We start from the raw sequence: 19725 nt of genomic DNA on the forward strand, positions 1-19725 counted from the left end.
GATGAACACCCGCACCGAAGCCCACAACGACACAGATCCCCCGACGCAGGCCGTGGCCTCGCCGGTGCGCCCCACGTCGGACAAGACGTCTCCGGCGCGTTCGCTGTTGCGGCGCGTCGCGGCCGGCCTGGGCGCTATGTCGGCGATGAGCTTGTCGGCCTTGCTCGGGCCCTTGGCGCTGGCCGCCGCGCTGTGGGGGCTGTGGGCCTGGACGGGCACCCCCGGGTCTTTGAGCACCGCCCTGAACATGTTCCACTGGGCCTTTCCCTCGGGCCAGCAATTGCGCAGCACTGATGTGCAAGGCAACCTGAGGCAAGGCGGGCGCATTGGCCAGATCAGCTGGCAAAGCGGTGGTTTGAAGGTGCAGGCTCAGGATGCACTGCTGGTGCTGGACTGGTCGAAGCTTTGGCGACAGGCCTGGCCCCTCAAGAGCATCCAGATCAACATCCTGCGCGTGCAAGACCAGCGCCCTCCCCAGCCCCTCACGCCCCTGACCGAATTGCGCCTGCCCCTTCCCTTGCATTTGAACGTGCAAGTGACCCAATTCAGCTGGCAAGGCAGTACTTCGGTGAAGCTCTCCGATGTTCGGGCCCAGTACGCCTTTGACGGTCAAGAACACCGCCTGCATGTCGACTCGCTCGCGCTGGCCCAAGGCCGCTATACCTTGCAAGCGCGTTTGCAGGGGGCAGCGCCCATGGCCTTGCACATCGCGGCCCAAGGCCAGGTGCAAACCCCGGCCAGCGGCCGCACACCGGCCCTGCAGCTGCAAGTGCAGTCCACGGTGCAAGGTCAATTGTCAGGCCCGCAAGCCCAACTCTCGGTACTAGCCGAACTGGCCCCCGCACCTGGGCAAGGCGCTTTGGGGCGTGCGCAGGACAAGGTCCATCTGTCCCTGCAAGCGCAAATCCAACCCTGGCAAAAACAAGCGGTGCTGCAAGCACAGGGCCAGTGGCAGGCGCTGGACCTGGCCCCCCTGTGGCCTGGTGCCCCACAAACCCGCTTGCAAGGCCAAGCCCAGCTGCAGCCCGATGGCGAGGCCTGGCAACTCGATGCGCAAGTGGAGAACCTGCTGCCCGGTGCCTGGGACCTGCAACGCCTGCCCCTGGCACAGCTGAGCCTAAAAGCCCGCCATGCGCAAGGCCTGTGGCAGGTGCAGCAAGCCCAAGCCCGCATGGCCGCAGGCCAGCTGCAAGGCGAAGGCCAGCAAACTCCACAGGGCTGGACAGGGCAGCTGGACATCCAGAACCTTCAGCCCGGCTTGATGCACAGCGCCTGGGCCGGGCCTGCTGTGCAAGGCCGCCTGAAAGCCGAGGCCACCGGCGCTGACACCATCGCGCTGAGTGCCGACCTGCAAGCACAAAAGGCACCAAACCCCTCCCCCGCCAACGTCGCCACTCCACCCGCGTTGCAATGGGAACAACTGCAACTCACAGGCCAGTGGCACCCCGACCGTTGGGACATCGACAGCCTGCGCCTGCAAGCCGCCAAGGCTGTGCTGGAGGCGCAGTTTCAATGGCAACCGGCCCAAGAATCGGTGCAAGGCCGCATGACACTGCAACTGCCGGGACTTCAAGCCACAGCCCAAGGGAACCTGGCCCCCACCACAGGCCAAGGCCGCCTGGACGTGCAAATGCAAGACGCCGCCCTCAGCCAAGTCTGGTTGCAAGGCCTGCCGGGCTGGGGCGCGCAACGCCAGGCCTTCAAAGCCAGCGGACCGGCCCAACTGCAAGCCCAATGGCAAGGCGGCTTTGCCCAAGCCGATGCCCCGCTGTCCCTGAGCCTGCAATGGCCGCGCATCGAATGGGCGCAGCCCAGCCCCGCCAGTTCAGCAGCCCCTCGGTCAAGCACCCAGCCAGCGCCTTGGTTCCTGGCCCCGGGTCAGCTGAAGATGCAAGGCACGCCCCTGTCGGTACAGGCCGAGCTGCAAGCGCGCCTGGGCCAGGGCCCGCTCAGCGCCCAGCTGCAAACCACCTGGCGGGGCAACCGCGCAGATGTCCACAGCCCCAGCTGGCAAGGCCGCATCGAACAGCTGGCCCTCAGCACCCCCAACATTCAAAGCCCGTCGGCCGAGCCCTGGCGGTTGGCTTTGCAATCCACGCCCGCCTGGCAAGCCCGGCTTGACCAGATGGTCCTGACTTGGGAACCGTCGACCTGGATGCTGCAAGGCCCCGGCCCAGGCCGCCCCCGCTTGGAAGTCGAAGCGGGCGGCTGGACAGCGCCCGGCCCGGCCCAACCCCAGCAAACCCACGGGGCGGTGCGCTGGACAGACCTGCCTGTCTCCTGGGCGCAAGCCTGGCTGGGCACCGACATCCTGAACGAGATCACGCTCAAAGGGCAGGCGCAGTGGCGCATGGACAAGGATCTTGACTTGAGCCTGTCGGCCGAGCGCACCCACGGCGATTTGCGCATCCAGTCCGACAGCCTGCCCGGGCAACTCAAGACCGCTGGTTTGCGCCAGGCCCAGTTGTTTTTGCGCGTGCAAAACGAGCAGATGCAAGCCGATCTGAAATGGGACAGCGCCCAAATGGGCCAGGCACAGGCCAAACTGTTAAGCCAGCTGAACCGAACCCCAGACGGCTGGCAATGGGCCGAGAAGGCCCCTTTGATCGGCAGCGTGCAGGCCAGCTTGCCGCAGATCGGTGCCTGGTCGGTGTTGGCCCCACCGGGCTGGCGCGTACAAGGCACGCTGGACGCCAGCCTCACCGTGAGCGGCACACGCAGCCAACCCCAATGGCTAGGTCGCTTGCAAGCTGACCAACTGTCGGCCCGATCTGCCGTGCAAGGCATCGAGTTCAGCCAAGGGCAAATGCAGGCGCGCCTGCAAGGCCAAAGCCTGGTGCTGGAGAGCTTGAGCCTGCGCGGAGCTGGCGCACAAGGGGGCGAACTCCAAGCCAGTGGCCAGGTCGAGTTCAACGCCAACGCCAACGCCAACGCCAACGCCAACGCCAACCCCAAGGCCAACCCCAAGGCCCAAGCCGTCCCCCGCAGCAACCCTTTGCGCTCGGCCGACATGGCTTTGCAAATCGAGGCCAAAAACCTGCGCGTGAGCAACCGGGCCGATCGGCGACTGAGCGTCTCGGGCGATGTGACGGCGCGCATGGCGCAAGGCCAATTGCAACTGCGCGGCGGTCTAAAGGCCGACCAAGCCTTGTTCATCCTGCCCGAGGGCAGCACCCCCGGTCTGGGCGACGATGTGGTGGTAATTCGCCCTGGCATGGGCCAACCGAACCTAAGCGCCCTGACCGCACCACCCGACCCCAACGCGTACTCCAGCTCTTGGCTGGGTGTGCCCGATGTGCGCGTCATGCTCGACTTGGGGCAAGACTTTCAGCTGCAAGGCCAAGGCCTTAACTCACGCCTGACTGGCCAAGTGGAACTGCTAAGCAACGCCAGCACACGGGGCCTGCCACGCCTGAGTGGGCAAGTGCGCACCGAAGGCGGGCGTTACAAAGCCTACGGCCAGCAGCTGAACATCGACACCGGCGTGCTGCGCTTCAGTGGCCCCTACGACAACCCCAGTCTGGACATCACTGCCCTTCGGCCCAACTTGCCACAAAAAGTCGGCGTGCAAATCAGCGGCACCGCTTTGCTGCCACGCATCCGTTTGTACGCCGACCCGGACCTGCCCGACGCCGACAAACTCGCGTGGCTGGTGCTGGGCCGCTCAGCGGCCAACGGGGGGGCCGAATCGGCCGTACTGCAACAAGCGGCGGTGGCCCTGCTCAGCGGCAATGGCAAAACCCTGACCGGCGAGTTGGCCAGCAGCTTGGGACTGGACGAAATTTCACTCGCCAGCGGCAGCCGCTCGGACGCCACAGCCACGGGCGCGGCCGTGTCCCTGGGCAAACGCTTGTCCAAAGACTTTTACGTTGTGTACGAGACCAGCCTGAGCGGCGCTTTCGGCAGTTTGTACATTTTTTACGACCTCTCGCGCCGCCTGACCCTGCGGGCGCAAGCCGGCGAACAAAGCGCGCTGGATCTGATTTTCACGGTGCGGCGAGATTGAACTGCTTTTCGAAGCTTTTTAAACGCCATGAATCCCAAGTACTTCAAGATCTGAAAATCATTTCAATGAATTCTTAGTATTTACATATTTATTCAAACTGTACTATCATCGTGAACTTGCCCTGTTTCTGTGCCTCCCATCCACTGAAGTCAGCTTTCACCTATGAACAATTCCACATGGCGTTCTGAAGAAGGGCAGCTCTTGCGAAGTTTGCGGGAAGAGGCAGGTATTGATGAACTGGTTTTCGCACGGAACAACACGGTGTCTTTGGCCCAGCTCAAAGAACTTGAGCTCGGTGGCCACAGCAGTTTTTACAACCCTGCCATCAAACGCAGCACGGGTGTCAAACTGCTCAAAAAATTGGGGCACGACTTGGTCACGCCAGACGTGGCGATCGTGACCCAAGAATCCGCAGAGCCCAGCGAGAACGAGTCCCACTCTGTCATGGCCACCGTGATGACGCCAGCGCCTGTCGGCCATCCAAAGGCCCATTCCGATTCACAGCGACGTGGGCTGTTTCAATCACCTTTGTTTTGGACTTTGGGTGTACTCAGTCTGGTGGCCTTGACCACCATCAAACCCTGGAGCTTGTGGGAAGGGCATGCAACCGACCGCCGCTTTGTCCAACAGGCAACGCAGGCTCCGTCCCCAAAGCTCTTGTCGACCCCAAAAACTGCAAAGTCCGAGCTTGCCCAGCACGAGCCAAAGCCATCTGCAGCGCCAACCGAAGTGATCGCCTTGGCCCCTGCCGCGAATGAACTGTCCAGGCCAGCGGTCAAAGTCTCAATGCCAACCGCCACCCCGGCCTGCGATTGGCAACACAGAGACAGCAGCAAAACCCACACACCCAACCAGCCGCTCAAACCAGGCAACTATGTTTACCTGGAGGCCCAAGCCGACAGCGAACTGTGTGTGCTCGACAGCCAAAACCAAAAAACACTGGTGCAACTCAAAGCGGGTATGGCCAAAAGCGTTTATGGCTCTGCCCCTTTTCTGGTTCACAGCCAAGATTGGCAAAACCTCAAGTTGTTCTTCCAGGGTCGTCGTGTGGTGGACACCCTGACCGATGTGCAGCACCTGCTTCTCGACAGCGAGCCACTTTGACGCAGCCCCTGAACTGCCATGCTCGGCCATTACAATCCGCATCTTGGCCACCGTAGTTCAATGGATAGAACTCTCCCCTCCTAAGGGAGTGATACAGGTTCGATTCCTGTCGGGGGCACCACTTCGATGTGCGCAGAAATGCAGCGAAATTCGAAATTTCCACTGCTAAAAACAACCTAGAGTCTTTTGAGGTCCGTGATGGTTCAGTATTTGAATCCGCCCAATACGTTTTCAATACTGTGCACTTAATTTGCCTACTTGCTTGGAAGAAGATGCTTGTGACATGCTATCTGACAAGTCATTCAGATAGCGAGGAATAGCAGGCTCGTGAGTGAGGTTCAGCATGTGGTGCAATCCCGGAGGGGTTGTAACGTGACCCACTAGCCAGCCATGCGCGGTCATTCGAACGCCAATATCAGCGATGTTATGTTCGTAAGAACCGTATGCGAGGATGGACAGTTTGGGGTCGCCAAAAGTGGTGAGGCCAAGGGCTGTGGTGCCCGTCTGAAGAGCACATCGAGTATCGATGACGCGCTGAGTTACGCGTTGATAACCCGATTGACCAAGGTATTTCATCACAGCCCATGCAGCTGCAATGGCGCCACCTGGACGCGTGCCTACCAACGTATTGGTGGTGTATTGGCCCCGTGGCCAGTTATCAAAGGACCAACCCATTCCTGCAAAAGATTCTGCGTCGCGGAAAAAGAGAGTCGATGCCCCCTTCGCGGTGTACCCATATTTGTGCAAGTCGGCTGAAATTGACGTTACCCCCGGAACCAGAAAGTCCCAGTCGGGAATGTTTTCACCGAGTTGTTTGACAAAAGGGGCAAAGTATCCGCCTACGCATGCATCCACATGCATCCATATTCCGTGCTTCTGAGCTAAAGCCGCCATCTCGCTGATGGGGTCAATCACACCATGTGGATACGCAGGAACAGAGCCCACAATCATGACAGTGTCAGGGGTGATCGCCGCCTCTATAGCAGCCGGGTCGGCACGAAAATCAGCCTGCAATGGAGTACGTACTGTGTCTAGCCCCATAAAGTGGGCGGCCTTGTCGAAGGCCGGATGGGCGCTGCAGGCCATCAAGATCTGGGGCTTTCCTCGACCTGAGTCTCGCTTTTTTGCCAGATCGCGTGCTGCTTTGACAGCCAGAAAAATGCTCTCAGTCCCACCGGTGGTCATCGCTCCTCGCGCCAGCGCGTTACCGTGCAGTAAGCCTAGCCCCATTTCAACCACTTCAGATTCGAATTTTGCAAGGCTGCGAAACGCACGCAAACCGAGGCCGTTCTCTGAGAAGTACATCAGGTAGGCCTGCTTTGCCACCTCCAGCACATCGTCGCCGGCATAGTGAATAAACATGGGTACCCTGCCGTTGCGCCAGTCCACATCATCCTTACCCGCTTCGCGAAGTTGGTCTTGCAGTTCGAGCCATGGTATGCCTTTCAACGGTAAAGTATTCAATTCATCCTTCTTTCCCGCCCCAATGGACGATACGGTTTTCAAGTGCTCGAGCGCACAGGTCAAGGGTGTAGCCCAACGAAGCCATGATCAATGCCCCAACGATCACCACGTTAGTCAACAAAAAGTCGGACGCTGACATAGCCATAAACGCGATACCGGCGCTGGTGGCAATCATTTCTGCGCCGACCAACATCGTCACGCCAATCCCGATGCTGACGCGAATACTGGTGAATATGCCCGGTAGACTGGCCGGAAAAATAACGCGGCGAAAAATCATGGAACGAGAGGCTCCTAGTGCCATCGCTGCCTGTACCTTACGTTGACCAACACCACGCACAGCCTGCATCGCGCTGATCGACAGAATCGGAAAGAGTGCCAAGACAATGATCGCAACCTTGGCAACCTCGCCTATGCCAAACCAGATGATTAGCAGAGGTAGCAAGGCTAACTTGGGCATGGGGCGGCTGATCTCTATTGGTGGGTCAAGAACAGCTTTGACGGTTTCGTTCATTCCCATCCATAGCCCAAGCGGCACTGCAACAAGCACTGTGAGAGTAAAAGCCAGGCCAAAGCGAAACAGGCTGATACCGAGATGAAACCACAGGCTCTTGCCTTGGTAGCCGTTTTTTATCAGCATCGAAAATGTGTCCCACACCGACCCTGGTGATGGCAGAAATAGCGGTGCAACCAATGGCTTTTCGCCAAACGGGGTGGTAACAAGCCACCACATCATGAGCAAGGCCACGAATGAGCCAAGGTTTATCCAATTAGAACGCCTTGATTTGTAATTGGTCGAATTCAACGCATCACCTCTTGGCGCTGAGCTGTCAAAGCCTCTTCACGCAACATGCCAAATATGTCGGACTTCATACGAACAAACTCGGTACCCGTGACCACTGCTGGATCCCGGCTCAGCGCAAACTGCGGCGTCAATCTGGCCTTTATTCGTCCGGGTCTGGCGGTCATGACAACGATGTCTGTTGCCAGGAATAACGCCTCTTCAATGCTGTGTGTAATCCAAAGAACAGTCTTTCTAGTGTCCTGCCATATGTGCTTGATCTCCTCTTGCAGCAACTCCCGCGTCTGCGCGTCAAGCGCTGCAAAGGGTTCGTCCATCAGGAGGATTTGCGGATCATTGGCTAACGCTCGCGCAATACCCACCCGCTGCTGCATGCCACCTGACAGCTCGTAGGGGTAGCGCCGTGCAAAGCTGGTAAGACCCACCATCTCTAGGTAATGAGCCGCAATGCTGGCGGCTTCTGTTGGGCTCTTGCCAGTGGCCAAAGGGCCAAAGGCGACATTGTCCTGAACACTCATCCAAGTAAATAGCGCACCCTGCTGAAACACCACACCCCTGCGCGCATCGGGTCCACTGACCGGCAAGCCGTCCATCATGACCTGTCCGCTGGTGGCCGTCTCGAAGCCAGCAAGAATATTCAATAAGGTGCTTTTGCCGCAACCCGAGGGGCCGACAAGGCAGACGAAGGCGTTTTCTGCAATGTCGAGTGATATGGGTTCCAATGCGAGTACGGATTCAGGGCCTGTGCCAAAGCGTTTGGATACTTGATTGAAACTGGCTTTTACAATCCCCTTGGGAGCGCCATCAGATGAGCTTACGTGCACGACACCAGCCAATGCTTCGGGAGATGCTGTCGTAATCACGAAATTCAGACCATCTGCGCTAAGAAACTGCTGTCGACTAATCCGTTCATGTCCTTAGGCAGGGCATTGATCTGCCCGGTTTCTTTCAGGAACGCAGCCTGAACTTGCAGTGTCTTTACTACCGATGAGTTCTTAGTTCCCGGCTTGCCCAGCCATTTGTCAGTAAGTTGTTCGCGCGCCGTCACCGGGTAAAACGTGTTGAGTGAGCGCATCACAGCCGCCTCATCGACGCCCAAGAACTTGGTCATGGTGTCAACAACATCCTTAGGGTTTTGCTTGAAGGTAACCGCAATCTTCTCAAAATCTTTCAGGAAAGCCAGCACCAGTTCCGGATTTTTTTTCTTAAAGTCGTCGCGTACCAGGAAGGCATCGAACATCACCAAGCCGGTGTTATTCAGGTCACCAGTCTTGAAGATGATCGTGCCACCGTCTTCCACCAACTTCGGCATTACGGGGACCCAGATGTAGCTGGCATCGATTTCACGGCGTGTCCATGCAGAGGGAATAGTGTCGGCGCGCATGTTGATCAACTGCACGTCGTTAACCCCGAGTCCCGCAGTCTTAAAAGCCGCCAACGCAGCGAAGTGAACAGACGTATTGAACGGTAGGCCAACGCGCTTTCCCTTCAGATCTGCCAAGGTTTTGATTTTCGCGCTGTTCTGAACCACCAGCGCCTCGCTGTCGATGATGTTTTTATATATGTAAACCAGCGAGGCCTGCACACCATTGGCATAACCCACGACCATTGGACTGGAGCCGAGGTTGCACATATCCAGGCTGTTTCCGGCCATTGCAGCAATCACTTCAGAGCCAGCACGAACGGTGACGAAATCAACTTTTGTTCCACCACCAAATGTCTTGTCCATGGCATTTTTGGCTCTGATGTAATTCTGTGCATCGATGCCGCCAAAGGTGCCCAGGTTCACCGTCTTTTGCTGAGCAAACACGCTGCCCGCACTCATCAAGGAGCCTCCAGTCACGGAGCCGATGATCATTTGGGAAGCAGTTAAGCTGAAGTCCCGGCGTGATAGATTCAGTTTCATGGGTGTGGCCTTAAGTGAACAGTGAACAATTAAAGGACCTGCACCCCTAGACATTTTGGAGGTGTAGTTATCTCATGATATATCGTATTTAGAAAAAAAGGGGGATTTTTAACTTTTTGTAAAATTCGCAGAACTTCAGGGCTTGAGCCAGCGCAACAAATAACTGGAGCCATGCAACAGATCATCCCGGATGGCTTGAGCGAGCGCGTTGCCATCACGTCGTCGCAAAGCATCAATCGCAGAGCGGTGCGCTTGATGACCGGCCAAACTTCCACAATATTGCGGGAATAACCAATTAAGCGTTGGCCCTACTCGCAGATACAGACTTTCAATGATTCCAACCAAAACAGCTTGCTCAGAAGCACGATATATCGACATGTGAAAATCAGTGTTTGCAGTTAAAGTTCGATGCGCCTCTCCGGCCTTTATGGCCTCCAAATGATCGGCCATCACCCCGTCAAGTCGCTCAATCTCTTCATTGCTCATGCGATAAGCCGCCTCGTGGGCAGCCATAGGCTCTAGTTCAAGCCGGATTTTCAGAATTTCACGGTAGGTTTCTATATCCAACCGTGGAACGCAAATGGTCCTTGCATTTTCTATCGTCAAAGCGCCCGCTGCGCACAGGCGCTGAATTGCCTCTCGAGCCGGCGTCAGGCTTACCCCATAGCTTTCGGCTATGCCTCGTATGGTTAACACCTGCTCTGGCAACAGACCGCCCGTCATTAACGCCCGATGTAGGCGAAGGTAGGTTTGCTCAGCAAGCGTTTGGGAAGATGTCTGCGAATCAATACTCGGCGAGTTGAGGATCGGTGGGTTTGAAGGCATGGGGGGGCGGATTCAAAAGTTAAGTGCAACACCCTTGATTTCAGTGGATGAGGGTGGAATGTTGCGAACTATCCAGGAGCAGTTCCCTGTAAACAATCAGCGCCGATCGTACTCCCAAACCTTTGCACGGGCGGTTGTTGATTTCATCTGCAACCGCAGCTCAAAGAAATACTGGGCCAGATGCAGCACCCCATATACGGGCTGGACAAAAAAATCAGCATCGACATGCCGGGCATGCCTAGCATCAACGACCTGATGTTTTTCACGCTCATGCAAGCACTGCTCGAAGACCTGCCCATTTCCATCACTGTCAAAACACCCCAAGGCTCTGCGCAAGACCACGAAGTCATCCCCAGGCACCTGCGCATTCGGCACGACGGCTGGCAGCTTCAATTGCAAACGGGAGGCGAATTCAAGGACGAAGTGCAACAAAGATGAACCCACTATTGAATGGCTGAGGATGCGTTGGCATCATGGTCACTTAGGCCTAAGAACAGTTACGCGTTGACCGCGATTTCTATAGTCATGGTCTGCCGCAACCTATTGACACGATAAACGGGGGGGGCCAGCCTCAACCCATTATCCTGCGCAAGCTGGAGAAAAACAGCTCCGACTGAAGCCGCTCCCCGTTGGTCTGATCTGCGACACGCTGAGCGAGTGCGGCGTCCACAGGTTTCAGCGCCACACCGGTCGAGGCCGCCAGCACCTGAGCTTGGCAGGCGCGCTCCAGGTAGTACAAGTCGTCATAGGCGTAGTCCACGCGTTCACCACACACGATGACACCGTGGTTGCCCAGGAACACCACATCTGCCCCACGCATGGCATTCGCGATGCGCTCACCCTCGGTCATGTCCAGGGCCAGCCCGTTGTAGTTCGCGTCCACCGCCACGCGGCCATGAAAGCGCATGGCGGTTTGTGACAAACGGGTGTCCAAGGCCCGCGCAGCCGTCAAGGTCAGGGCCGTTGCGTGCGGCATGTGGGTGTGCAGCACGACCGACTTGCGCGCTAAGCGGTGCACCGCAGCATGAATGAACATGGCCGTGGGCTCCACCGGGTGGCGGCCCGCCAGTTGCTCGCCCGCAGCGTTGCACATCACAATGTCAGGCGCTTGCACCTCACTCCAATGCAACCCACGCGGGTTAAGCAAAAACCAGTCGTCCCTTCCAGGCACCGCCACGCTGAAGTGGTTGCACACACCCTCGCTAAGTCCCTGAGCAGCGGCAGCCCGCAAGGCCAGCGCCAGGTCGTCACGCAGCGGCAACAGGTCTTCAAAGGTTTCATCGGCTTGCATGGTGTACCTCCATCTTCCAATCATCGGTTTTTGAATGGTGCATTTCTGGCAAAAGTGGGCAGACCTGCGTTGTGGCATTTGACCAGATAAAAAAGCTGGTGACCTGAACAGCCCCGTAGGCTCTCGCCTTGAGCCTCGTCCCCAGCAACATCATCGCCCTGACCAACCCAAGGAGCCTGTGATGACCCAACCCACGATTGTTTTTTCTCCGCTGCAAGCGGGTGTGCCTGCTGCAGGCGGTGCGCTGGAGGTGCTGGTGCGGGTACAGGCGCCTGACCGCCCTACCGATTTGGCTACAGCCCATTTGCCCAAACGCCTGGCTTTGGTGGTGGACCGTTCGGGCAGCATGAACGGCCAACCGCTGCAAGAGGCTTTGCGCTGCGTGACGCACATTGCCAGCCACCTGACATCGCAAGACGCTTTGGCGTTGGTGGTGTACGACGACAAGGTGGACACGCTGCTGCCTTTGCAGCCCATGCGTTCGACCGACGCGGTGGCCAAGGCAGTGGCGGGGGTGGAAGCAGGCGGCATGACCAACCTGCATGGCGGCTGGCTGGCCGGTGCCCAGCAGCTGGAGGGCGGCACAGAGCAAACAGTGTCGCGGGTAATTTTGTTGTCCGATGGGCAAGCCAACCACGGCGAAACCGATTTGTCAGCCATCGAGGCGCAGTGCCGCGAGTGGCTTGGCCGGGGCGTGAGCACCACCACGGTGGGTTTGGGGCGTGGCTTCAATGAGGATTTGATGATTGGCATGGCCCGTGCAGGTGGCGGGCAAAACTATTACGGCGAGACGGCCGCCGACCTGTACGACAGTTTTGACGAAGAGCTGGCTTTGCTGCAGGCCATGTACTTGCGGCAAGTGGGCTTGAAGCTGTTGCCTGCGGCTGGGGTGATTGTGGAGATGATCAGCCCAGCCCAACAGCTGGCCGATGGCAGCTGGCGCATGACCGACCTGGCCTGGGGTGCCGAGGCTTGGGTGGCAGTGCGCCTGCACCTGAGCCCCGGCATGGCGGGCCAAACGCGAGACTTGCTGGCCGCCAGCGTGAGCGGCACTGCACTGGATGGCACCCAGCTGCAAGCGCATGCGCCTGTGTTGCAACTGCCTGTGCTGGACGCAGCCGCTATGCAAGCCCTACCCCGCAACGAAACGGCTTACACCAGGCTGGAAGAACTGGCCTTTGCCAAAGCGTCTGAGCACTTGCGCCAATTGGCCAAAGAGGGCGACCGCCAAGCCACGCAGCAGGCTTTGGATGTGCTGGAAAAGCGCTTTGGTCACCATCCTTGGCTGAGCGCCAAAATTAAACAATTGCGCCAGCTGGCCGATGAAGACAGCGAAATGATGGCCAAGGAAGTGCGCTACTCCATGATGCGCATGTCACGGCGCTTGGTCTCCAAAGAAGAGATGGCCTACGAGGGCGACGAGACCCACGTCAGCGAGTCGGTCATGCCGTCTTTCATGCGCAAGAAGGTAAGCGAGGGCAAGGGGAAGAAGCGCGAAGTTTGACGGCTCATGCGGTGAATCCATCTTTCGTCCAAGCGGCTGCGCTGGTTCACCGCAACAAGACAAGAAGAAAAATGTCATCCAAAAAAGAAATCACGCTCGAGGCCCTTCAAGAAATGGAGGAGCGATTGGATCAATACTTTGCAGTCTTGGACCGACCTAACCAGCTGGAGAATGAAAGATGCCCAGTGACGAAAAAATCAAAGAAAAGCGTCCACAGGTTTGGGGGAATGTCGCTCCTCAAAATCCGGGGCGATTCAGTTAGACTTTTATGACATGTTCTTGAAACACAGCTCGACAATCCATCTCATACTCTAAATCTACTACTGGCGGGCGATTGAAGTGCCATGTTAGACCATGGCCAAGGGCCTTGGTTTCCTTAAATTGCTCGGCCAACAGACTGTGAAAATCGTGGATGGTGTAAATCTGCGTAGCGGTAACATCAGGCCAGTCAAAACCAAGCAGCTGCATTCGACGTTGCATTTCATTAATTACAAAGGTCATCTTTTTTCGAAGACCCTCATTCGATAAATCACCCAATGACACAGTAACTTCGCGATACGAACCATGCCCTTCGGGGGCCTCAGCACTACCAGCTACAACAAAAGATGGTTGTGCATTGGTATCAGGCACCGTGTAAGAAAAGGCATGAATGCTCGGCTCAGCAGGAGGCGCAATCTGGGGGCAAACATTGCTTCGCGCAACTGGATTAACACCCTCAAGAAAAATACCCCATCGTTTGAGTGTGCCAATATAAATCTCATTGAAGTCACGAAAACCTTGTTCGGTAAATGGTGCAGGTGAGCGAAGCTCACATGCACAAAAGGCTTGAACCGGACGTCCAATTTCTTTTAGATGAGCCTCAATGCGTTCAAAACCACGAGCAAGCAACAAAGGCTTAGTGAAACGAACTCGATGCAGTGCAAAGCCAGGCTGTGCAGCGACGCCTGCCGAATACTGCGAGACTCCAGGCGCATAACGATACCCACCTGTCTCAAATACAGTTGCTGTCATGTTGATCTCACTTAAAAAATTGAAAGACTGAGCGTGAAATTTTTAGATCAAATATCGATTCGACTAGGCGAGTTCTCCCAAATATGCAGCACGAATTGAAGGATCAGCCAGAAGGTCTTTACTTGCACCTTGTCGAACAATGCGCCCTTGGTCCATTACCAAGCTAGCCTGAGAAACCTCAAGGGCTGTCACCACATCTTGCTCCACAACAAAAATTGACAACCCCTCTTCGTTGAGCTTGATCAATGAACCTATCAGATGCTCAATCAGCACAGGCGCCAAGCCTAAAGAAAGCTCGTCGATCATCAGCAAAGTTGGAGCGCTCATGAGTCCACGCCCAATGGCACACATCTGCTGCTCTCCACCCGACATGGTCGAGGCTGCCTGTCTGCGTCGCTCGTAGAGCTTTGGGAAAATCTGATAAATACGATCTAGATCTCTGGCCAATTCTGCTCGAGATAACTGCGTTCGAAGATAAGCACCCATCATCAGGTTTTCTTCGACAGACATCGCGCCAAAAAGCCGTCTTCCTTCAGGCACATGGGCAATTCCACGGGCCAAAATCTGAGCTGGGGTCTCTTTCCCAATTGATGCGCCCTCAAATAGGATCTCACCTTCAGTTGGTGCAATCAATCCAGACAAAGTGCGCATCAATGTTGACTTGCCAGCGCCGTTTGAGCCTATCAACGCTGTGATCTCGCCTTTTTTGATGGTGAAATCAACGCCCCACAAAACATTGATCTCACCATAACCGGCCCGAAGTGAGCTTACTTTTAAAAATTCAGTCAAGGCTTACCTCGGCATTTTTTAAGTAATCTTTTGCTGCCTGCGAATAACGTTTACCAAGATAGGCTTCCACCACTTTGGGGTCATTTACCACTTGGCGAGGGTCCCCTTCAGAAATCAGCTGCCCGTTATGAAGCACCACAATTCTGCTGCATACGGTAACCACCACTTTAATCAAGTGCTCAATGAGCACGATGGTAGTTCCCGTTGCTGCAATCTTCTTAATCAGCGACATAGCCTGCTCGACCTCAGCTGAATTGAGGCCCGCATTGACTTCATCCAAGAATAGCAATTTGGGACGCATGGCCAAGGTCTTTGCCAACTCAAGACGTTTACGCATTGCCAGAGTCAAACTCGCTGCAGGTAAGTTGGCTTGGGGGAAAAGTCCGACAAATTCGAGCTGCTCTAGAGCAAACTCCTGAGCCTGACGAATTGAAAAACCTGACCTTGAAAAAAGGGCGGCTGCAGTTACGTTATCTAAGACTGTCAGATCAGGGAAAGGCTGAACAATCTGAAATGTTCGCGCTAGTCCAATTCGTGCTGTCTCATAGGGCTTATAGCGAGTGATATCTTTACCTTGGTAAAACACCTGTCCACCCGTAGCCGTGTGCACTCCGGTAATCACATTGACCAAGGTTGTCTTGCCAGCACCGTTTGGACCAATGAGGCCCACAACTTCGCCGGCTCCAATCGAAAGTGAGACATTTTCCAAGGCTTGAAGGCCGCCGAAACGCCGACTCAAGTTGTTCAGCTTAAGTAGCTCAGTCACGTGAGACTCCGTTTGGGCGAATTAGTCGTTTTCCAAGCCAGCTGCTACCAAATGAGACAAGCCCCTTGGGAAGAAACAGCAGCAGCACCACAATTAAAAGTCCAAGCACGCCCGTGTGTAGATTTAGCAGATTGCGCCATACAAACTCTTCAATGCCCAGAAAGAGAAAGGCACCCATCACTGCGCCAAGCGTGGACCCCAATCCACCCAAAAGGGCCATCACGATAGGCTTAACCGAGTAAAGAATATCGTAAACATCAGGCGGTTCAATGTAGTGAACCCAGCCTGCATAAATTACCCCTGCCATAGCAACAAAGATACCTGAAAAGCCAAAAGCCAAGCTTTTATAAAGTGTAGAGTTCACGCCAATCATGTCCGCTGCAGACTCGTTTTGACAAATGCAGCGAAGGCCAAAACCTAACTTTGATTTTTCAATTCCGATGACAACAATTAAAGTCACAATCAGAAGAGACCACATGACATAAAAGATAAACTGTGCTTCTCCTTCAACGCTCTTTAACACCGACGACATTGGGATATTCAGCCCCATGCCGCCTCCAGTAAGTTCCGTTGCTGCATTGGTGAGCTCTCGCAGGACTTCTGCTACAGCAAGGCTTCCAATTGCAAAGTAATGGCCCTTGAGCCTAAGTAAGACAACTCCAAATAAGAATGCTGCAGTAAACGTCATGAGCCCAGCAGCGACCGTTGCGAAAGCCAACGACACACCGCCAGCCAGCATGATTCCACCAGCGTAAGCACCAAATCCGAAAAAGGCAGCAGTTGCAAACGACGGGTATCCCGCCATGCCTCCGATCACATTCCATGAAACAGCCAAGATCGCATACATACTGGCAAATGTGCCAATGCGCAGTGCATAAGCGCCTCCCACAAATGGCAGAAGGCTCAGTAGTCCAACCAAACCTACAATTATCCAAAGGCTATTGCGGCTCATTCGTACCCCTTCTTGCCTAAAATTCCATGAGGGCGAAGAATTAAGAAGACAATCAACAATGAAAATGAAAGTGTCACGGAATGCTCTGGTCCGAAAACTACTGCCCCTATGCTCTCAGTAACGCCCAGAAATAGTCCGCCCAAGATCGCACCAGGAACACTTCCTAAACCACCTAGAACGCACACAACAAAGGCTTTGCCCAAGTAGGCTCCGGCCGATAGCGGTGATATAGGAAAAATTAAAGCCAGCAGAACGCCTGCACAACCAGCCATCGCTGCCCCAAGCCCAAAGGCAACTGCATAAATGATTTTGATATCAACGCCCATCAACAAAGATGCATCACGATCCATGCGTACAGCAATGATTGCGCGCCCGATGCGCGAGTGTCGCAAAATTAAATAAAGAGCAAAAGTCAGACCCAGTGCCAGCACCATGGCGAGCAATCGGTCAACTGGCACCACAATTCCCGCTAACAAAAATGAGCCAAGGGGAGGCGAAAGAATAAGTTTTCGGTAGTCAGCGCTAAATGCAAGAAGCATCCCGTTGTTTAGGATCAAATCCATACCGAACGTCAGTGTGAGCGTGACCAAAACTGGTGCAGCAATAACACGGTTCAGTATTCCGCGCTGAATAAGATAGCCAATACCGAAAAACAAAGGGGCGGCAATTAAAAGCGTAAACCAAGGATCGATGCCCATGCTGCTGTAAGCAAGCCATGCCAGGTAAGACCCCGCTACGATAAAACCACCGTGCATGATGTTGATGACGTTGAGCACTCCCCATACCAGCGAGAAACCCGCAGCGATACACGCATACAGGCATCCCAGTACCAAGCCATTCGTTAGAACTTGTAAAGCCAGCATGATTGAGAGTTTTCTTTGTTCAATAGCAATGGAGTTAAAAGTGCTGTGGCCTCACCTAGCGCCACAGCACGCACTCAACCAACTTACTTGACACCAATTCTCAAATCACCTTGCTTGATTCCTGCGGGGTGAACAACAATCGGCTTAGCATTCTGAATTTGGAAAATTGGCGGCTCAAGCGAGGTGATTTGGCCATTAGGTCCAAATTTCACTTGACCCCAGAATGTTGTGACATCCATCTTGGCCAGTTCATCCCTTACTTTTTGACGATTTATAGTGCCCGATTTCTCGATGGCGATCTGAAACAGTGCACCCGATACAGATGCTGATGCGTTTGCGTAATCAGGATCAGCTTTGTATGTGTCCCTGAAAAGTTTTACATAGCTCTCGGTTGTGCCGAAAATATCAATGCCCTTATAGCGAACGGCTGGATGCCACCAAGCGGCACTGGTGATGTTTTCAGCTCCCTTGCCAGCGGCATCAATAAACTCTTGATAGGCGGGTGCAGCAATCATCGTGACAACAGGGGCCTCAATGCGTTGATCTGTCATCTGCTTTCGCATAAGGACTAGGTCATTCGTGTAACCAGTGGCAAAAATCCACTGTGGATTTGCCGCCTTGATTTGCGCCAATGCTGAAGAGTGATCGAGGGTGTTGATGGCAAACTTTTCAAAATACACCACCTCCAGGCCACGTTCTTTGGCTGACTTTTCCATCTCTTGGGCGATGGCCAAGGGAAAAAGATCGTTACGCGCAAGGATTGCGACTTTTTTCACATCCGGCAGACGCTGCCTAATAATTGTTGCCAGGGGATTTGTAAGCGTGTCATTCGGAGTAAAAGTGCCAAACAAGAACTTATACCCTTGGTCGTAGACCTGTGAGGACGAAGCTGTGGCCGCAATCATAGGCACGCCATAACGCTCAGCCACTGTGCTGGCAGCTTTGGCTGCTCCAGATCCAAACGGTGCGAAGACAAATTGGACATTGTCTTGGGTGATCAAGCGTTCGGTCGCCTGAACGGCGCGCGGGGTGTTGGATTGATAGTCGATGTAAACGATCTCGACTTTCATCTTCTTGCCTGCGACGTTGATACCTCCGGCAAGATTGACTTGATTAGCCCAGAGGTCATAGCCTTGCTTTTGTTTCAATGCCTCGGGTGCCAAAGGTCCAGTGATAGGAAGTGGCGCACCGAATTTAATCACCTCCTGAGCATGGGCGGTCTGGAGACCAAAAACCGAGGACACAGCAACTGCTGCCAACCAGAGCGGTACAGCTCTGCGACCGCGGTTCACCGCGGAGTGAAGTAAAGCCATCGTGAAGTTTTTCATGCCATTCTCCTTTTGTGTCATTCAAGAAACCAGGGACTGCCAGATCAGTTTAACCAGACCACCCGAAGCCGGGAATCCTATATAGTTCAGGACTGTGTTCTCATTTTGCGAACAGGGTCATTCAAGATGCTCCAGCCTCATGTCCTCAAATATTTCGCTGATGTCGCCCGAAATGGCTCGTTGCGTGTTGCTGCTGACCTGCAAGACATCGCACCCAGCGCGCTCAGCCGTCAGATTTCTCAACTTGAGAAATTTTTAGATGCAAAGTTGTTTATTCGAACTGCTAAAGGCATGCAAATCACTGAAGTAGGCCGAGAGCTTTTTTTGTTCGTTGAGGAGAGCAATCGGGGTGTTGAAGCACTGTTACATCGCATTGAAGAAATTGATGAGCTCCGACACGGGGCAGTAAGAATTGCCTCGATTGAAGGTGCAATCACCAGTTTTTTGCCTGATGTTCTTGCTCGTTTCTCTGCCTCTTTCCCCGGCATAAAGTTTGAAGTCGTTGTCTGTGGCTCTAACGATGTCGCTCATCGTGTGGGTCGAGGTGAGTCTGAAATTGGCTTGGCATTCAACTGCCCCTCAAGGGAAGATGTGATTCTTCGGGCGAGAATTGCACAACCCTTGAACTTAGTGGCTCGTCCTGGCCATCCCGTCTTTGAAGGCGGCGAAAAAAACTTTTCGCAACTCAAAGAATTTCAATTTGCCTTGCCGAATCGTCGATTTGGCATTCGTCGCCTTATCGACCAGGCTATGCATGCTACCCAGACAGAGCTTGCGATCGCCTTCGAAACCGATTCGCTGCAGCTCATCAAACAGCTTGTGTCGCAAACGGATATGCTGACATGTTTACCTCGAATTGTTTTCGAACGAGAACTCTCAAATCAAACCTTGGCTGCCATACCTTTAAAAGACTCACTCTGCTCCGCGGCAAGTATCGACATCATCACTCAGCAGTCACGGACACCTTCTGGGGCAGCGCGAAAATTTTTAACAATGCTACTTGACACAGCCAAATCGACGTACAGCTAAGTCATGTCTTGCATTGAGACTGTTCTAGTTTGAGCAACATATGGTTGCGAAAGACTGTCTTCTCTGACTGTTGGTTTAAGACTCTAAT

Annotated in this window: 17 protein-coding genes and 1 tRNA gene; 6 read left to right on the forward strand and 12 right to left on the reverse strand. The window is 54.7% G+C overall.

Features of this window, described 5'->3' with window-relative positions:
• Position 1 precedes the first annotated feature (1 nt).
• The 3 genes from B9Z49_RS09155 to B9Z49_RS09165 all read left to right on the forward strand — a co-directional run bounded on the left by B9Z49_RS09155 (position 2) and on the right by B9Z49_RS09165 (position 5231).
• A complete protein-coding gene (locus B9Z49_RS09155; protein ID WP_108353141.1) occupies positions 2 to 4006 on the forward strand; it encodes a translocation/assembly module TamB domain-containing protein in 4005 nt (1334 codons plus the stop codon).
• A 162-nt stretch (positions 4007 to 4168) separates the two neighbouring features.
• A complete protein-coding gene (locus B9Z49_RS09160) occupies positions 4169 to 5110 on the forward strand; it encodes a hypothetical protein (protein WP_108353142.1) in 942 nt (313 codons plus the stop codon).
• A gap of 46 nt (positions 5111 to 5156) precedes the next feature.
• Positions 5157 to 5231 (forward strand) — tRNA-Arg (locus B9Z49_RS09165).
• Positions 5232 to 5341: 110 nt separating this feature from the next.
• Here the strand turns inward: B9Z49_RS09165 and B9Z49_RS09170 are convergent.
• The 5 genes from B9Z49_RS09170 to B9Z49_RS09190 form a co-directional block, all read right to left on the reverse strand.
• Positions 5342 to 6616: an aminotransferase class V-fold PLP-dependent enzyme gene (locus B9Z49_RS09170; RefSeq protein ID WP_146188510.1), complete on the reverse strand. Its 1275-nt coding sequence runs from the start codon at positions 6614 to 6616 to the stop codon at positions 5342 to 5344.
• Entirely contained in the window at positions 6576 to 7376 is an 801-nt protein-coding gene (locus tag B9Z49_RS09175) for an ABC transporter permease subunit (RefSeq protein ID WP_146188511.1), read from the reverse strand. The genes B9Z49_RS09170 and B9Z49_RS09175 overlap by 41 nt, the downstream gene beginning before the upstream one ends.
• On the reverse strand, positions 7373 to 8236 hold the full coding sequence (locus B9Z49_RS09180; RefSeq protein WP_233254571.1) for an ABC transporter ATP-binding protein: 864 nt from the start codon (positions 8234 to 8236) through the stop codon (positions 7373 to 7375). The genes B9Z49_RS09175 and B9Z49_RS09180 overlap by 4 nt, the downstream gene beginning before the upstream one ends.
• A gap of 5 nt (positions 8237 to 8241) precedes the next feature.
• The gene (locus tag B9Z49_RS09185) at positions 8242 to 9279 is read right to left on the reverse strand and encodes an ABC transporter substrate-binding protein (protein WP_158273464.1); all 1038 of its coding nucleotides are present in this window, start codon (positions 9277 to 9279) and stop codon (positions 8242 to 8244) included.
• A gap of 135 nt (positions 9280 to 9414) precedes the next feature.
• Positions 9415 to 10104 carry a GntR family transcriptional regulator gene (locus tag B9Z49_RS09190; protein WP_108353146.1) on the reverse strand — a complete coding sequence of 230 codons (690 nt, stop codon included), beginning with the start codon at positions 10102 to 10104 and terminating at the stop codon, positions 9415 to 9417.
• A 180-nt stretch (positions 10105 to 10284) separates the two neighbouring features.
• Between B9Z49_RS09190 and B9Z49_RS09200 the strand changes: the two genes are divergently transcribed.
• Entirely contained in the window at positions 10285 to 10542 is a 258-nt protein-coding gene (locus B9Z49_RS09200) for a hypothetical protein (protein ID WP_108353147.1), read from the forward strand.
• Between the two features lie 133 nt (positions 10543 to 10675).
• Here B9Z49_RS09200 and B9Z49_RS09205 read toward each other — a convergent pair whose 3' ends face one another.
• Positions 10676 to 11395, reverse strand: coding sequence for an aldolase (locus tag B9Z49_RS09205; protein ID WP_108353148.1), 720 nt, complete (start codon positions 11393 to 11395; stop codon positions 10676 to 10678).
• 181 nt (positions 11396 to 11576) lie between these two features.
• On the opposite strand from B9Z49_RS09205, the gene B9Z49_RS09210 reads away from it, so the two are divergent.
• Positions 11577 to 12899, forward strand: coding sequence for a VWA domain-containing protein (locus B9Z49_RS09210; RefSeq protein ID WP_108353149.1), 1323 nt, complete (start codon positions 11577 to 11579; stop codon positions 12897 to 12899).
• Between the two features lie 258 nt (positions 12900 to 13157).
• On the opposite strand, the gene B9Z49_RS09215 is transcribed toward B9Z49_RS09210, so the two are convergent.
• The 6 genes from B9Z49_RS09215 to B9Z49_RS09240 all read right to left on the reverse strand — a co-directional run bounded on the left by B9Z49_RS09215 (position 13158) and on the right by B9Z49_RS09240 (position 18608).
• Positions 13158 to 13910, reverse strand: coding sequence for a hypothetical protein (locus tag B9Z49_RS09215; protein ID WP_108353150.1), 753 nt, complete (start codon positions 13908 to 13910; stop codon positions 13158 to 13160).
• A 63-nt stretch (positions 13911 to 13973) separates the two neighbouring features.
• Complete coding sequence (locus B9Z49_RS09220) at positions 13974 to 14699, reverse strand: ABC transporter ATP-binding protein (protein ID WP_108353151.1); 726 nt, start codon at positions 14697 to 14699, stop codon at positions 13974 to 13976.
• Positions 14692 to 15465: an ABC transporter ATP-binding protein gene (locus B9Z49_RS09225; protein WP_108353152.1), complete on the reverse strand. Its 774-nt coding sequence runs from the start codon at positions 15463 to 15465 to the stop codon at positions 14692 to 14694. Before B9Z49_RS09225 ends, B9Z49_RS09220 begins: the two co-directional genes overlap by 8 nt.
• Positions 15458 to 16417 carry a branched-chain amino acid ABC transporter permease gene (locus tag B9Z49_RS09230; RefSeq protein WP_108353153.1) on the reverse strand — a complete coding sequence of 320 codons (960 nt, stop codon included), beginning with the start codon at positions 16415 to 16417 and terminating at the stop codon, positions 15458 to 15460. The genes B9Z49_RS09225 and B9Z49_RS09230 overlap by 8 nt, the downstream gene beginning before the upstream one ends.
• Positions 16414 to 17280 (reverse strand): branched-chain amino acid ABC transporter permease, encoded by an 867-nt coding sequence (locus B9Z49_RS09235; protein ID WP_108353154.1) that lies wholly within the window; start codon positions 17278 to 17280, stop codon positions 16414 to 16416. Before B9Z49_RS09235 ends, B9Z49_RS09230 begins: the two co-directional genes overlap by 4 nt.
• 83 nt (positions 17281 to 17363) lie before the next feature.
• The gene (locus tag B9Z49_RS09240; protein WP_199225023.1) at positions 17364 to 18608 is read right to left on the reverse strand and encodes an amino acid ABC transporter substrate-binding protein; all 1245 of its coding nucleotides are present in this window, start codon (positions 18606 to 18608) and stop codon (positions 17364 to 17366) included.
• Between the two features lie 126 nt (positions 18609 to 18734).
• Between B9Z49_RS09240 and B9Z49_RS09245 the strand changes: the two genes are divergently transcribed.
• The gene (locus B9Z49_RS09245) at positions 18735 to 19637 is read left to right on the forward strand and encodes a LysR family transcriptional regulator (RefSeq protein WP_108353155.1); all 903 of its coding nucleotides are present in this window, start codon (positions 18735 to 18737) and stop codon (positions 19635 to 19637) included.
• Positions 19638 to 19725 lie beyond the last annotated feature (88 nt).

The sequence above is a fragment of the Limnohabitans sp. 2KL-51 genome (assembly GCF_003063645.1).
In the GTDB taxonomy this organism is placed as follows: domain Bacteria; phylum Pseudomonadota; class Gammaproteobacteria; order Burkholderiales; family Burkholderiaceae_C; genus Limnohabitans_A.